General features: G+C 58.5%; 16 protein-coding genes and 1 pseudogene. 11 read left to right on the plus strand and 6 right to left on the minus strand.

What is annotated here, in order from left to right; all coding sequences use genetic code 11:
• The first annotated feature begins 49 nt into the window (after positions 1–49).
• Together tnpC and PPZ50_RS01110 are read left to right on the plus strand one after the other, a co-directional pair.
• Positions 50–1,609: an IS66 family transposase gene (gene tnpC / locus PPZ50_RS01105; RefSeq protein ID WP_272815669.1), complete on the plus strand. Its 1,560-nt coding sequence runs from the start codon at positions 50–52 to the stop codon at positions 1,607–1,609.
• A gap of 131 nt (positions 1,610–1,740) precedes the next feature.
• Positions 1,741–1,806, plus strand: a complete 66-nt coding sequence (locus PPZ50_RS01110; protein ID WP_272815844.1) for a hypothetical protein — start codon at positions 1,741–1,743, stop codon at positions 1,804–1,806.
• Here PPZ50_RS01110 and PPZ50_RS01115 read toward each other — a convergent pair.
• Genes PPZ50_RS01115 through PPZ50_RS01125 form a run of 3 tightly spaced genes read right to left on the minus strand, consistent with a single transcriptional unit; the run spans position 1,803 to position 4,093 of the window.
• Positions 1,803–2,327 (minus strand): hypothetical protein, encoded by a 525-nt coding sequence (locus PPZ50_RS01115; protein ID WP_272815670.1) that lies wholly within the window; start codon positions 2,325–2,327, stop codon positions 1,803–1,805. The two genes, PPZ50_RS01110 and PPZ50_RS01115, sit on opposite strands and share 4 nt — an antisense overlap.
• Before the next feature lie 24 nt (positions 2,328–2,351).
• Entirely contained in the window at positions 2,352–3,233 is an 882-nt protein-coding gene (locus PPZ50_RS01120; protein WP_272815671.1) for a hypothetical protein, read from the minus strand.
• On the minus strand, positions 3,233–4,093 hold the full coding sequence (locus tag PPZ50_RS01125; protein WP_272815672.1) for a hypothetical protein: 861 nt from the start codon (positions 4,091–4,093) through the stop codon (positions 3,233–3,235). Before PPZ50_RS01125 ends, PPZ50_RS01120 begins: the two co-directional genes overlap by 1 nt.
• 352 nt (positions 4,094–4,445) lie before the next feature.
• Between PPZ50_RS01125 and PPZ50_RS01130 the strand changes: the two genes are divergently transcribed.
• Positions 4,446–4,763 carry a hypothetical protein gene (locus PPZ50_RS01130; protein ID WP_272815673.1) on the plus strand — a complete coding sequence of 106 codons (318 nt, stop codon included), beginning with the start codon at positions 4,446–4,448 and terminating at the stop codon, positions 4,761–4,763.
• Here the strand turns inward: PPZ50_RS01130 and PPZ50_RS01135 are convergent.
• The gene (locus PPZ50_RS01135; RefSeq protein WP_272815674.1) at positions 4,756–5,028 is read right to left on the minus strand and encodes a hypothetical protein; all 273 of its coding nucleotides are present in this window, start codon (positions 5,026–5,028) and stop codon (positions 4,756–4,758) included. The two genes, PPZ50_RS01130 and PPZ50_RS01135, sit on opposite strands and share 8 nt — an antisense overlap.
• Before the next feature lie 408 nt (positions 5,029–5,436).
• On the opposite strand from PPZ50_RS01135, the gene PPZ50_RS01140 reads away from it, so the two are divergent.
• The 3 genes from PPZ50_RS01140 to PPZ50_RS01150 all read left to right on the plus strand — a co-directional run bounded on the left by PPZ50_RS01140 (position 5,437) and on the right by PPZ50_RS01150 (position 7,274).
• Positions 5,437–5,994 carry a hypothetical protein gene (locus tag PPZ50_RS01140; protein WP_272815675.1) on the plus strand — a complete coding sequence of 186 codons (558 nt, stop codon included), beginning with the start codon at positions 5,437–5,439 and terminating at the stop codon, positions 5,992–5,994.
• Positions 5,995–6,161: 167 nt separating this feature from the next.
• On the plus strand, positions 6,162–6,590 hold the full coding sequence (locus PPZ50_RS01145; protein ID WP_272815676.1) for a hypothetical protein: 429 nt from the start codon (positions 6,162–6,164) through the stop codon (positions 6,588–6,590).
• Positions 6,591–6,704: 114 nt separating this feature from the next.
• Positions 6,705–7,274: a hypothetical protein gene (locus PPZ50_RS01150; RefSeq protein WP_272815677.1), complete on the plus strand. Its 570-nt coding sequence runs from the start codon at positions 6,705–6,707 to the stop codon at positions 7,272–7,274.
• Between the two features lie 287 nt (positions 7,275–7,561).
• Here PPZ50_RS01150 and PPZ50_RS01155 read toward each other — a convergent pair whose 3' ends face one another.
• Positions 7,562–7,921, minus strand: coding sequence for a DUF2958 domain-containing protein (locus tag PPZ50_RS01155; protein WP_272815678.1), 360 nt, complete (start codon positions 7,919–7,921; stop codon positions 7,562–7,564).
• A 497-nt stretch (positions 7,922–8,418) separates the two neighbouring features.
• Between PPZ50_RS01155 and PPZ50_RS01160 the strand changes: the two genes are divergently transcribed.
• Both PPZ50_RS01160 and PPZ50_RS01165 read left to right on the plus strand, forming a co-directional pair.
• Complete coding sequence (locus PPZ50_RS01160) at positions 8,419–8,805, plus strand: hypothetical protein (protein WP_272815679.1); 387 nt, start codon at positions 8,419–8,421, stop codon at positions 8,803–8,805.
• Between the two features lie 244 nt (positions 8,806–9,049).
• Positions 9,050–9,223 carry a hypothetical protein gene (locus PPZ50_RS01165; protein ID WP_272815680.1) on the plus strand — a complete coding sequence of 58 codons (174 nt, stop codon included), beginning with the start codon at positions 9,050–9,052 and terminating at the stop codon, positions 9,221–9,223.
• Between the two features lie 85 nt (positions 9,224–9,308).
• Here PPZ50_RS01165 and PPZ50_RS01170 read toward each other — a convergent pair whose 3' ends face one another.
• Positions 9,309–11,036 carry a recombinase family protein gene (locus PPZ50_RS01170; RefSeq protein WP_272815681.1) on the minus strand — a complete coding sequence of 576 codons (1,728 nt, stop codon included), beginning with the start codon at positions 11,034–11,036 and terminating at the stop codon, positions 9,309–9,311.
• Between the two features lie 68 nt (positions 11,037–11,104).
• Between PPZ50_RS01170 and PPZ50_RS01175 the strand changes: the two are divergent.
• The 3 genes and pseudogenes from PPZ50_RS01175 to hslU all read left to right on the plus strand — a co-directional run.
• Positions 11,105–11,290 (plus strand): annotated as a pseudogene (locus PPZ50_RS01175) (hypothetical protein); the annotation flags it as partial.
• Between the two features lie 188 nt (positions 11,291–11,478).
• Positions 11,479–12,030 (plus strand): ATP-dependent protease subunit HslV, encoded by a 552-nt coding sequence (gene hslV, locus PPZ50_RS01180; protein ID WP_055757729.1) that lies wholly within the window; start codon positions 11,479–11,481, stop codon positions 12,028–12,030.
• Between the two features lie 10 nt (positions 12,031–12,040).
• Complete coding sequence (gene hslU / locus PPZ50_RS01185; protein WP_066691952.1) at positions 12,041–13,336, plus strand: ATP-dependent protease ATPase subunit HslU; 1,296 nt, start codon at positions 12,041–12,043, stop codon at positions 13,334–13,336.
• Positions 13,337–13,418: the final 82 nt, after the last annotated feature.

Below are 13,418 nucleotides of genomic sequence, written 5' to 3' on the forward strand. Positions count from 1 at the left end.
CGGTTTTGCGACGCTTTTTCTCGCCCGTCGATGCGTGATCTGTTATGAAATGCGGGTGCTGGAAGCGCCTGTTTCCCCTGCTGATGCCACCGCGCGGATCGCCGCGCTGGAGGCATCGCTCGCCCGGGCGAATGCCGCGCTCGCCGCCCGCGATCTGCTCATCGACACGTTGCGCGGGCAGATCGCCCGACTGCGGCGGATGCAGTTCGGTGCCTCCTCCGAGAAGTTGGGCCGCGAGATCGAACAGCTCGAGCTGGCGCTGGAAGAGCTGGAAACGGAGCGGGATGTTTCCGAAGTCGAGACTGCGGCGCCTGGAGTAGCGCCGCGCCTGGCACCGGTCCGCAGTCTGCCGGAGCATCTGCCGCGCGAGGAGGTCGTCCACGAGCCGGCGTCCGGTATCTGCACCTGCCCGGACTGCGGTGGTGCGCTGCGCCGGCTGGGCGTGGACGCGCACGAGATGCTCGACATCGTGCCGGTGCGCTGGCGGGTCGTGCGCAACGTCCGCCCCAAATACAGCTGCCGGTCTTGCGAGAAGATCGTCCAGGCACCCGCGCCGGTCAGCGCTGTGGCGCGGGGCAAGGCGACCTTCGCGACGCTGGCGCACGTCGTCGTCTCCAAGTTCGACCACCATCTGCCGTTGTACCGCCAGGCCGAGATGATGGCCGCGCAGGGGCTCGAGATCGACCGCTCGACGCTCGCGGGCTGGGCCGGGCAAGCTGCAGCACTGCTCGACCCGGTGGTCAGCCGTATCCGTGACGAGGTGCTCAAGGCCGACAAGATCCACGCCGACGACACGCCGGTGCCGGTGCTCGAACCCGGCCGTGGCAAGACCGCGACCGGGCGGCTGTGGGTGTACGCCGCCGACGACCAGGCGTCCGGCAGCACGACACCGCCCGCAACATGGTATCGCTTCACGCCCGACCGCACCGCGGCGCACCCGCAGGCGCATCTCGCCGGCTTTCGCGGCTTTCTCCAGGCCGATGCCTATGCGGGCTATGACGCCCTGTACCGCGGTGGCGTCACAGAGGTGGCATGCTGGGCACACTTCCGGCGCAAGGTGTTCGACCTGCACGAGCGCCTCTCCACGCCGCTGACCACCGATATCCTAGAGCGCATCGGCGCGCTCTATGCCGTCGAGGCGGAGGTGCGTGGTCAGCCGCCGGATGTACGCCGTCGAGCGCGACAGGAACGAAGCCAGTCGCTGGTCGACGCCTTGCGCGAGGTGCTCGACGCTGCCCTTCGCCGCCTGTCGCCCAAGTCCGACATGGCCAAAGCCATCGCCTATGGCACCAAACGCTGGCCGGCGCTGTGCCGCTTCCTGGGTGACGGGCGTCTGGAGATCGACAACAACATCGCGGAGCGGGCCCTGCGCGGCGTCGCCGTGGGAAGGCGCAACTGGCTGTTCGCGGGTTCGCGCGCAGGCGGCGAGCGAGCCGCCGCCATCTACACCGTCATCCAGACCTGCAAGGCCAACGGCGTCGACCCGCAGGCCTATATCGCCGATGTCATCGCCAGGGTCGCCGGCGACTGGCCCGCCACCCGCTGGGACGAGCTGATGCCGTGGAACTGGGTGCCCCAGACAGATCAGCCAACAGCCCAAGCCGCATAAACTGCGGTCCTCACGCCACGCTTACAGAGCGTCAACGAGAGGGCATTGAGCAAGCCAAGGCCAAGGGACGCTACAAGGGCAGTCAGGCCCGCATAGACCCTGCTAGGGTGCGAGCGATGCTGTCTGAGGGCATGAAGCCCAGCGAGGTAGCGAGGACGCTGGGGATTAATCGGGCGACCGTGTACCGCCTGCGTTAAACCCCGTCACCGCCTTCACCTTCAATGGTGTTCCAGTCGATAATGACGGACTGGTGCTGAACCACATCCATCTGCACTTTGTCTCCAAACCGCTTTCGGTTCGCATACCGCTTGCGCTGCGCCAGAACGCTTACCAACAGATCGTCGTAGCGGAAATCACCCGTTGCGAAGCCGGGAACCTTGCGCGCGATCAATTCCGCGACATCATCCAAGGCGTAGGTCCCCTCCTCGCGGGCAGTATTGAAGCGATCCTGTAGCTCTGGGTCACTGCGCTTCCAAGCCATTACAGTTTGGTATCCTGGCATCGCGGGATCGTTGCAGATCATCACAAGTGCCTCACCGCCTTCCAATCTGCTGCATATTTCATCGATGATAGCGTCAGTACGCTTTGTCGGTTGCCCAGGGCGATTGCGGGTTGCTTCTGCCGTAATGCTTGTAACGACAGGCACCAACTCACCCATTATGGTCTGGGTGTGAACCTTAGTCGTCTTGGCTTGTATCTGCTTGGTATTCTCGTCCATCCTCTATTTACGCCGGAGCAAGGGTCATATGATTGGAAATTTCGTAGTTACACCGTCCCCTTCAAACTCTACGCGAGCCTGCCCAGCCTCGTAGATAAACGCTGCCACTTGCCGCTCAGTTCGAAGCAGCTTCTTTTCCAGTTTGAAGCCGTCTATCGTTCGCGGCTCTTCGGGGAGCGGCCACATCGGTCTCTGAAGTATGCGTTCCAGCTGTCGTCCAACCGACCAATTTAGGCTGTAGTGCGGGAGGCAAGTTGCGTCGTTGTCTTCTTCTATCCCGTCTACCAGTGCGGCAGCCAGACTGTCTACCTTGAGCACATCAAAAATCAGTTGCCGTAACTGGAGATTGTAGGAGCGGGATCGCTCACGCTTTTTGTGAAAGGCCTTATTAACGTTCAGGCCGTCGATGCCTTCAGGCTTGATAAGTGAAAACCCGTGAACAACACGCAGGCTCGGCGTGTATTTCTGCGCAACCGGCGCGAGGTGGTTGTTTTCATGTTTGAGTTTGTTGGTGAGAAAAGTCCAGTCGTCGCGATGCCGCTTTACGGCGCTTAAGTAGCCTCGGACCCTCGTCTTGTACGTGCTGGAAGATAACGCGACGATCGTTTTAGTCAGACTCTTTTCATAACTTTCAAAAACCTCTGAAGTCGTGTAGATGACGTCCTCAAAAGAGCGCAGAACTTTACCAACGAGAACCTTGTTGGGGTCGAATATGCCGTCGATTGCATCGAGGTCGTCTAGCAGTGCAGTTAGGTGCTTAGCGAGGGAGCGTAAGCCACTATTGATAGAGCGGACGGGATCGTTTCCGGCAAAGAGGTCGAGCGCCAACGAGCGGCCAGCAAGCCGTTCCGGTAGCTGCAATTGGACGTTTCCTTCGTCGTTCAATGGAACGATGATCTCTACCATTATGGTGCAACCTTCCGCGATTGCCTCTTAATGATGTGTAAAAAGGCGTAAATCGTGTTAAGGTAATGATAGAACATCCACGACAGCCAGACCGCCTGATCGTACTGCAACTTTTGGTTCTGGTTCATGTGCCGAATGCCGAAATTATTGGCAATCTTGAACAGCTCTTGCTCGTCCTCTTTTAGCAGAGCCTCTTTGATGCTCGGACGTAGCCATTCCAGGACATCAGCCAAATCGCGGACCGCGTCGCGACGGTCGGATATGCTGGCCCCGTGACGTCGATACTTCATCAGTGCGTCAGCGACCTTATCTTGGGTCGTCTTGTCGTTAGTAGGCAGCGGCGCATTGACGAGTGTCTTCATGCCGCTTGGCGGCAAGCTAACGATTTCGCCAGCTTCAGTGAGTTCCCAGCCTGTACCATAGCGTTCAAGCGGTACCGTCAACTTGGCTCTGAATTCCTCGCGTCCCAACTGCTTGTTGAAGTTGCTGTAGTGCCAACCACAATGGTCCCAGTCGTGGTAGTGCTTATCTGCAGGCTTGCTCACGTGATCGTACAAGAACTCTAGGATCGTGAAACAGTCATCCTCGCTGTAGAAAGAGTACGTGTCTTTGATGGGCCAGAGGTCCTTGCGAAACAATGTGAGCCGCACGAACACATCGATGTCCGATCCCACGTATCCAGGCTCGTATCCACGATCGACACAGTGGTAGCCAAAGGCGTCTACAAGGTAGCCCCCGCCTTCAAAAAAGGCATAGGCGTTGAATACGATCTCGCGAAGGTCATCCAGGTCCAATGAGACAGCCTGCGACCCATTCTTTCGAGTGCCATAATATGCGCGAGGGCGGTAAACGTCGGTCATGAACATAAAATAGCTGACCGCCCATATGCTGTGAAGGGCAGGTCAGGTGGCGTTCATCTTTTTGATTATGCGGGCGATTTGCCTCAGGGGAGTGCTACCGGGCTTCCAGGCCAATTGCTCCGCGATGTGGTCGTCCCCGCATCCCATTCGTTTCATTTCCATCGCGGCACTCATGCGCAAAGGGTCTGCGATAATGTCGGGTTTTTCCGGCACATCGATGTCGAGGAGGAATGCCCACTGGGCTGGCCATGGCCGAGGATCGCGTTGGAGGGTTCGGGCCTGATCGAGCGTAAGGATTATTCTCTGCATAGGGTATTTAAGGATCGCGGGGGTCGCGCTAGGGACGTGGCCTATGGCTAAAATGCGCTTCAGCTTCGACATCGATCTCCAGCAGATTTTCCCCGATAAGCCGGTCGAGGAGGCATCTGCCGCTGTCGTCCATAATCTGATTAATGCCGCGCGTGTCACTCACATGCAGCGCTTTAAGGCGGGGCAAGTGAACGCCACTGAGCATGGCGGCGATCTTCAGCAAGCTGTCCAGCCTCACCTTCGCGGTATCATGCTAACGATGATGGCAGAATCCAATTGGCACACCGAAGCCTTGCCAGACGATGCAGAGATACTGGAAGAGCTGCCTATTGAACGGGGAGAAGGCCAACTCGTTAGTTGAGGGCCAGCTTCAACAGTAGCGCGGTATTTTTGTCGTTCAGTACGACTGTGATCTGGCCGCGTGTGTTGTCGTATACGTTCAACACTTTGCTGCGTGCGTTGTGTTCGTAGCACCATGCGGCGATCTTCAGTTTAGTAGCAAACTTACGCCATTCATTGTTACGCGCGATCATACCACGGGTGAGTATAGCTGTTGAAGGGTCATTTAGCGCTGGTACTGGTTGCCAGTGATAGTGGATAATCGCTTTGTAGATTTCCTCTTTCATCGTTCCCTCAGATAGTCAGGGCGAGTGAGGCATTGGTACTTTAGATTGTCGTAGGCTTCCTTGAACTGCGATGGACTATCGACCTCTCTAGCGAGTACGTTGAGTTCGTCCTCGTCTAGTGTCAGGAGGAACTTGAACGCTATTGTGTACTGGGCTTCGTGCTCTGTTCGGTCGCGGACGCTCACACGACAGCGGGTCATTCTCGCAAGTGCCATCTGGACATCGAGAGCGTCGGCTGGGCGGATCATACGGGACTCCTTTTTCGTCCCAGTATTTACGCCGGCATACCTACGCCTGCCCTTGCAAAAGCGCTTGCGCCGTTCATCGCGAGGCGGCTCGTCCGATTCCATGTTGCCTATGTTACGGATTCGTTAGATAAGCGCTTATCGAATCGATGGAGGTGCCGAAATGACGACGTTCAGTGATGCTCGATCATACATTCTTGCGGCATTTGCCGATAGCGGATTGGCAATCGTACCGTTCCAGCTCGTGGCGGATGCTCTCGACGTTTCCAGGGCGGCGGTTGAGGGGCAGGTTAGGGCAAACAAGCTTGAGGCTATTAAGATCGGTAGGACGCGCTACGTGACGTTGCGGTCGATCAGGCGGCAGTTAGAGGATTGGGAGAACGAAGTGGCGACCGTTCGCGCGTTCCTAGAGCGTGCCGCTAAAGATGGGACACTTACGCTAGCCTACGATCCCGTGATGGGCGTCATCGGCCGCAAAACAAGCACGCCGAATGATCGAACGGTCATCGGTAAGATTCTCGGCCAAATTTCGCGCGAGAGTTACAAACAGCACGGCTTTTTGCTTAGTTCCATGGTCGTCCAGAAGCAAACAGGTGAACCTTCGGATGCCTTCTATGGGTTGGCGGGTGATATTGATCCTTCTGCCGATGACTATGATACGTGGAAAGAGTATCACAACGCGCAACTCGCCTTGATCGCTGCGCACTACAAGCCAGAGTGATTAGCAGCTAATCAATCTGCGGCATCTAACCAATCTGCGGCATCTAACCACACATCAACAAAGAGTGAAATCAAGCCCCAAAGAGTGGAAGACTTATCGGCATGGCGACAACATACGAGTTCTACAGGGCGCAACGGAGCGCACTGCTAGATCGGAAAGTAACTGCTATGTCGAAGTTTAATCCCTCCATGCTTGTTCCGGCAGTCGTTGCAGGTACGCAGAGCGCAGCACGTTCAGCCAAGGACGTAGCGCTCGCAAACATCAACAAGATGCGTGAGCAGTTTGCAGCCGGTGAAGCCGCAGAGGGCAAGGTCAACTTCCGCGCAATCGAGGGCGGGCGCACGGCGTTCACGATCCGGGTCAGCAACACGGCGCTCGTTCTGGAACGCACGAAGGTGCAGGATACCGATGTGGACGTAAAGGAGATGACCGTTCCGACTGCCAACTTCACGGATGCGCTTTCCTACTATGCGGACCGCATTCAGGCTGGTGAATACGACGCCCAGCTGACCGCTCTGACCGAGAGGAAGGAAGCGCGTACCGACAAGCTGCGTAAGACGCGCGCGGACAAGAAGGCCACTGAACCAAAGAAGTAAGCCTATAACCCACTACACCGGCCCCCGTTCGCGGGGGCCTTTTGCGTCTGCTGTTGACAGACTGGTAACGCCTAGTGCCTAACCCCCTCGCATCATTCTCTCGCGGAGGACACTATGGCCGGCTTTCTGGAACTGATCGACAACACGCTCGGCACGAACTTCAATACCCCGGTCTACGATCCCAAGGTAGGGCGTAAGAAGCTCGTCAAGGCGATCGACACGGCAGCGAAGCAACATAGCGACAACGTGACTCGCGCGCCGAACCGTGCTTGGAAAACCGGTGGCAACAACGCGATCAGCTTTACCCCTAAGATTGACGGCAAGCCGGTCAAGATCGCAGGGCAGACCACGAACTATGTCCCGGCTGAGCGTTTTCAGGACTTCCTGAGTGGGCTGAAGGCGGCAGTCGAGGCCGGTGATCTGGATAAGGAAATCAAAGCTGCGTTGGATAGTGATGGTACTCCGAAGGCCAGCGCCCCGCGCAGCGCCGCAGCCGGGGCTGGCTCGACCCGTGAAGTCGGCGAGCAGAGCAAGCTGAACATCGGCGTAGCGGCAAAGCGTCGCGCCGCTAACCCGCCTTCGTTCGATGACATCCGCGCCTACTATATCGAAACCGGTGCCGACAGCGCGAAGGTCGATGCTGCGATTGCCAAGCGCAAGGCGGCAGAAGCAGCGGCCAAGTAAGGGTAGGCTATGCCCAACTGGCTTTGGCCTCAGACTAAGCAGGACGGGTCGAAATGGCAGGTTCGCTTAGGACGCCTCCTCCACTACGCAACGACAGCGTGGGCGTTAATCGCTTTCGGCGGCCCGCTTGTAATCTGGATCACTGATCGCGAGTGGCTCCAAGAACCGATGCTGCTAGCGTTCCCGGTCTACATGGTCGGGCGTGGCGTAAGATACCTGCTAGCAAACGAATGACGTTGCAGAACCGCTGACATGGCGAAGCCCCGGTGTAATGCCGGGGCTTCCCTCTATGCTGCGATGTAGCCGCGCTGTCGGCTTTCCATCGCATACTCCGATAGCGGCTTGGTCGCCTTCCAGTGAATATCACGCTCGACGCGGAGGCCACCTGGGCCACTGACCTCCCAAATCTCGTCCAAGCTGATGTAGCCGAGTTCCGGCGTACCAAAGCCCAAGTCGGCCAGCCCGAACGCCAGCCCGTCGCTGTCAATTTCCGTCAGCAACCAAGTGCCGGAAGTCCAAGGCAAAAATAGCTTTAGGACAGGGTGGAAGTCGCGTTCAGCCCGCGAACCTTTCAGCGGTTCCTGCTCCTTTCCGTTGGCGAGCAGTTGGTCGAGGGCTTCGCGTCCTAGCAGCGCTACGAGGTCCATTACCGGTCTCCCGGCACGATGCGAGGGGAGCGCAGTTCAGGCCCGTTGCCTAACCAATCGACGTTGTTGGCGATCCATTCGGGTATCCATTCCCAATCGAAAGGCTTGTCCCAGCACTCCTCCTTTACCGTTGCCCAATCGGCATCCACGGCATCTACTCAAGCGAGTACCGTGAGACGCAGATGGGACGTGCCGAGGTTCTCACGACATCGATTGGCTTGTGCGCGCAAACCCTTCTGTCCCGCGCCCCCGGTCAGGATTTCTAGTACCGCTTCCCAGAGACATGCGGCTGTCTCAAGGCTGGTTGCAGAGTATTGCTTGTCTTCCATGTGGCTTCTCCGTTGATGTGCCACCAGAACATCAAGCGCCAACTGGTTAGAAGGTCAACCAGATTTATCGCAAAGAAAAGAGTTTAGCCTGGTGTATTTTGCGGTCGCGATTGCAAAAGATTGAATGCATACGAGTGGAACGACAGAAAGTCGCAGGAGTAAGGCAAAGTGTGCAACGGCAAGTACAGCGAGTGGCAGGGAATTTACATTTGGGGTGAAGCTGGAAGTGGAGCGCAAACTTTCAGTGGACCGTTTGCCGCTGACGGAGCAGCAGAAGCACAGTGCAAGAGCGGCGACTTTGTTATCCTGCCTGCTAGCAAGTTGACGCCCAGCGAGTACATTATCCTACGCGCTTACAAGAATGCGGGCTTGGACATTAACGGCGTTGTTGAGGTTGACCTTGCTTCCTCTGAGGAATTGACGCTGATTGCGCAGACGCTGGAGCATCGTGGGCTGCTGGAACGCAAGGATGAAGACATTGAAGTCCTCATGGACCAATTGACTGCGCTACTGCCCCATATGACGCTGTGCGCTTTGTCGAACGGAGGAGAGTGAGGGAGAAAATTTCCCTACGAGGTTTCATTTTGGTTGTTCGGATAGCGAAAAAGCTATTCATGGAGTGGGTAACGCGAAGATGTAGGACTTTTCCGGCGTAATGCTATTTCTTGGAAGCGGTTGTCAGTGGGTAGCCGCTTCCACCATGCAGCATAGAATATAGGAGCGACGAGTTGCCACAATCAGGAGTAGGAATATGGTTTAGGCGATGTCGTAAGTGTGGTCATCGGAAACGGAGGCTAACATGCAGATCGACTTTAACGCACTCGCAAACTTTGTCGAAGTTCTGGACTGCAACGCAGAATACGAGGACGACACCTTTGCTTTCGATTTTGCCGGTGAGCGTATCTACTGCGAGCGTAAAAGCCGCCACTTCAATCTGCACATCGGCAGCGAAGTGCTCCAGATGCCCCGCTAAGCGTCACACAGGCCCAAACAGGTAAAGGGTGCAGTCCGGGCACCCTTTACCTGTCTCGGCGTTCTCAGGGGGGCCACGGGCGGGCTTAGGTCTTGCCTTGCCCGCTATTACGCTGCGCCACTTTCAAGCCCGTACCTGTATGGCGACCCATCGCGGCAAACTCCTCGCTGAACGCGCGGTCCACTGGGTTGTCGGACATGCTTTCGGGTATAAGATTCCAGCTACGGATGATCGCGCCTTCGTTGTTAAAGTCGTAGCGGATGTGATTGTCTGCCGCCCAAAGGCTGAGGGTTCGTTCCTCCTGACCCGTATCCTTGTCGGTTGGCGAGCAGTATACAACGTCAACAACCCCTGACAGAGCCTCACGGACCGTCATGCGCGCTTCGCTACGGACAGCCTCGTCATCACTGTTAATTGCGTTGGTCATCGAGATAACACGCTGAGCCTGTTCCTCAGGGCTAAGCTTGCCTCTCGCGCGTTCTAGTGCGCGGGTAAGTTCATCCACCCGTGCAGCGTTCTCCGCTACCTCTGGCCTAAGTAGGTCCAATTCAACTTTCGCTTCCGGCGCATCGTCCGTACTCATAATGTAATTGAGCAAACGGCGCTGCTGCTGGCGCTTGGTTTCAAGCTTCTTGGTCGCCTGTGCTAACTGACCGGATAGCTTGGCCGCTTCGTCGGTACGTTTGAAAAATTGGTTCTGCAAAGCCAGCGACAGGATCACGTCCAGAGCCGCTTTCTCGAAATGCTCGTATCGGTAAAATGCGCGATTGGTGCAGGTGCCGCCGCGTTTTGCATCATAGCATTGAAGGTAGCTTGCCTGCCTACCGGCGCGTTCATGGGTCAACGAACGGCTTGGCCTTCGGATCATGTTGGTGCCGCACACCTCGCACTTCAGTAGCCCAGCGAACAAATTGGCAGGGTTCTTGTAGTTTGCGCCACCGGTCCTGCTGCGGTTCGCTCCTGCGGACCTAGCCCTCTGAACCAGTTCCTCGCTTACAACCCTTGGATAGTAGTCGTGGATAATCTGGCCAGTCAGTCGACCGATTTTGCGGCCACAGTGGTATTCTCCTTCGACCGCCGGATGACGCAGGACATTGCGGATATAGGACCATTCCCACAAGTTTGATTTGTTAGCCGTTCCCCACGGCTCCAAGCCTTCTTCGTTGAGAGTGCGGGCAATGCTCATGTAGCCCATACCGCTGGCACTCATTTCGTAGATGCGACGGATGATGTTACCGCGCTCAGGTTTCTCAACGCGATTACCATCATCGTCGACCGTCAACCACGCCGGTACGGTTCGAGTAATCAACTTGCCGGTTGCTTCTGCGTCCCTTTCCGCCTTACGCCATGCACCCGTATTTCGCTCGCTTTTCGTCTTGCTTTCTTCGGTGCTGCGCTTGGCTTCAAGAAGGTATTCCAGCAGGTCGATGATGTTTTCGCCGCTGAGGCTTGCTTCATCAAAAACCTTGTTCTTGTTCGCAACTGCGACCTTGATACCGGCTTCAGTTACCTCTTCAACCCAGCGTCTCGCCTTCTTAATATTTTGGCGGCTAAGCCTATCGAGGTTTTCAACCACCAGGACGGTTCCCGGATCGATCTCCCCGGCGTCAACCCGTTCCTTGAATTTGCCTAGCTGCCCTGACTTCAGGTGATCGCCGGACCATGCGCTACGACCGAGGTCTTCTAACTCCTCAACGACTTTCCATTCACGCTCTTTGACCATCGCATTGATCGCAATAGTCTGACGATCCAGAGAGCTATTTCCCTCTTGGGCCTTCGTAGAAAACCGCTTGTACGTAATTGCTGCGGTCATGCGCGTGCCTCCGATGTGGTTCGCACGTTTGTACTCTTGTGACGTGGTGTGCAACCCTGCGCTACAGGCTGCTCTGGGCGATCCCGATGGGGCTGATCTCGGCGGTCCAGCCCGACATGGCCGCCGGCATCGCGCGCGGCATGACCGCCTATCTGCGCGGCATCCCGGAGGAATTGTACGCCCTCTTCGGCACCGGCTATCTCGGCTACACAGCGGCCAGGGCCTGGGGGAAGGCGAAAGGCGCCGAACGCTAAAGATCCTCGCCATTCCATGGGGAGGGGGACCGTCGCCGAAGGCGATGGTGGAGGGGCAGCGCCCCACACGCAACGACTGCGTTCGCGGCGCACCGCTCCACCATCCTTCGGATGGTCCCCCTCCCCGCAGAGCGGGGAGGATTTGAAGCCCACCTTGTCCAACCCAACCTCCTCCCCATATCGCGCCCATGAGCAAAGAGACGGTGTGGCACGGCACCACGATTGTATCCGTGCGTCGCGGCGGTCGCGTGGTGATCGCGGGGGATGGGCAGGTTTCGGCCGGACAGACGGTCATGAAACCCAATGCGCGGAAAGTCCGCCCGCTGGGCGACGGCAAGGTGATCGCCGGGTTCGCCGGCGCCACCGCCGACGCCTTCACCCTGTTCGAACGGCTGGAAGCGAAGCTGGAGCGCCATCAGGGCCAACTGCTGCGCGCCGCCGTCGAACTGGCCAAGGACTGGCGCACCGACAAGTTCCTGCGCAACCTGGAGGCGATGCTGATCGTCGCCGACAAGGACGTGACGCTGGTCGTCACCGGCAATGGCGACGTGCTGGAACCCGAAGCCGGCATCGCCGCGATCGGATCGGGCGGCAATTTCGCCCTCGCCGCCGCCCGCGCGCTGTCGGACTATGAAGGCGACGCCGAAAAGGTCGCGCGCAAGGCATTGGCCATCGCCGCCGAACTCTGCGTCTACACCAACGATCGCGTCACCCTCGAAGCGCTCGACAGCGCGAACTGACGGACATTCCATGCAAGACAATCTGACTCCGAAGGCGATCGTCGCTGCCCTCGACGCGCATATCATCGGCCAGCAGGACGCCAAGCGCGCCGTCGCGGTGGCGCTGCGTAACCGCTGGCGTCGGCAGCAGCTCTCGCCCGACCTGCGCGACGAGGTATCGCCCAAGAACATCCTGATGATCGGCCCCACCGGCTGCGGCAAGACCGAGATCAGCCGGCGTCTGGCCAAGCTCGCCGACGCGCCGTTCGTGAAGGTCGAGGCGACCAAGTTCACCGAGGTCGGCTATGTCGGCCGCGACGTCGAACAGATCGCCCGCGACCTCGTCGAGGAAGCGATCCGGCTGGAACGCGAACGCCGCCGCGTCGCGGTCAAGGACAAGGCGGAGGAAGCGGCGATGGCCCGCCTGCTCGACGCGCTGACCGGCAAGGGCGCCAGCGAAGCGACCCGCGAGGCGTTCCGTCAGCGCTTCAACGACGGCCATCTCGACGACAAGGAAGTCGAGATCGAGCTCGACGCGGCCCCGCAGATGCCGTTCGAAATCCCCGGTGCCGCGCCGCAGATGATCAACCTGTCGGAAATGATGGGCAAGGCGTTCGGCGGAGGCCAGCAGAAGCGCCGCAAGCTGACCGTCCGCGCCGCCTGGGACAAGCTGGTCGAGGAAGAGGCCGACAAGCGCCTCGACCAGGACGAGGTCAGCCGCGCTGCGCTGGCCGATGCCGAGGCGAACGGCATCGTCTTCCTCGACGAGATCGACAAGATCGCGGTCAGCGACGTGCGCGGCGGTTCGGTCAGCCGCGAAGGCGTGCAGCGCGACCTGTTGCCGCTGATCGAGGGGACGACCGTCGCCACCAAATACGGCCCGATGAAGACCGACCATGTCCTCTTCATCGCGTCGGGCGCGTTCCATGTGGCGAAGCCCAGCGACCTGCTGCCCGAACTACAGGGTCGCCTGCCGATCCGGGTCGAGCTGAAGGGCCTGACCGAGGCCGATTTCATCGCGATCCTGTCGGATACCAAGGCATCGCTGCCCGCACAGTATCGCGCGCTGCTCGGCACCGAATCCGTCGAGGTGACCTTCACCGACGACGGCATCGCCGCCATCGCCCGCATCGCGGCGGAGGTGAATGCGGAGGTCGAGAATATCGGCGCCCGCCGTCTGCAGACGGTGATGGAGAAGCTGCTGGAAGAGGTCAGCTTCGACGCCGAGGATCGCGCGGGCCAAGCGGTGACGATCGACGCGCCCTATGTAGAAAAGCAGCTGGCCAGCATCGCACGGAACACCGACCTCAGCCGCTACGTGCTGTGATCCCGTACCGCCGTTCGTGCTGAGTAGGGATTGAGCAAAGTCGAAAGCCCGTATCGAAGCACCCTGGAGGTCCTTCGATACG

Source organism: Sphingomonas hankookensis, from assembly GCF_028551275.1.
Lineage (GTDB): Bacteria > Pseudomonadota > Alphaproteobacteria > Sphingomonadales > Sphingomonadaceae > Sphingomonas > Sphingomonas hankookensis_A.

Bases quoted from the DNA above. Each gene is read 5' to 3' on its own strand.
- hslU (WP_066691952.1), top strand. From the start codon at position 12,041: ATGCAAGACAATCTGACTCCGAAGGCGATCGTCGCTGCCCTCGACGCG.
- PPZ50_RS01150 (WP_272815677.1), top strand. From the start codon at position 6,705: ATGGCCGGCTTTCTGGAACTGATCGACAACACGCTCGGCACGAACTTC.
- hslV (WP_055757729.1), top strand. From the start codon at position 11,479: ATGAGCAAAGAGACGGTGTGGCACGGCACCACGATTGTATCCGTGCGT.
- PPZ50_RS01115 (WP_272815670.1), bottom strand. From the start codon at position 2,327: ATGGACGAGAATACCAAGCAGATACAAGCCAAGACGACTAAGGTTCAC.
- PPZ50_RS01125 (WP_272815672.1), bottom strand. From the start codon at position 4,093: ATGACCGACGTTTACCGCCCTCGCGCATATTATGGCACTCGAAAGAAT.
- PPZ50_RS01155 (WP_272815678.1), bottom strand. From the start codon at position 7,921: ATGGACCTCGTAGCGCTGCTAGGACGCGAAGCCCTCGACCAACTGCTC.
- PPZ50_RS01135 (WP_272815674.1), bottom strand. From the start codon at position 5,028: ATGAAAGAGGAAATCTACAAAGCGATTATCCACTATCACTGGCAACCA.
- tnpC (WP_272815669.1), top strand. From the start codon at position 50: ATGCGGGTGCTGGAAGCGCCTGTTTCCCCTGCTGATGCCACCGCGCGG.
- PPZ50_RS01170 (WP_272815681.1), bottom strand. From the start codon at position 11,036: ATGACCGCAGCAATTACGTACAAGCGGTTTTCTACGAAGGCCCAAGAG.
- PPZ50_RS01145 (WP_272815676.1), top strand. From the start codon at position 6,162: ATGTCGAAGTTTAATCCCTCCATGCTTGTTCCGGCAGTCGTTGCAGGT.
- PPZ50_RS01120 (WP_272815671.1), bottom strand. From the start codon at position 3,233: ATGGTAGAGATCATCGTTCCATTGAACGACGAAGGAAACGTCCAATTG.
- PPZ50_RS01165 (WP_272815680.1), top strand. From the start codon at position 9,050: ATGCAGATCGACTTTAACGCACTCGCAAACTTTGTCGAAGTTCTGGAC.
- PPZ50_RS01140 (WP_272815675.1), top strand. From the start codon at position 5,437: ATGACGACGTTCAGTGATGCTCGATCATACATTCTTGCGGCATTTGCC.
- PPZ50_RS01130 (WP_272815673.1), top strand. From the start codon at position 4,446: ATGGCTAAAATGCGCTTCAGCTTCGACATCGATCTCCAGCAGATTTTC.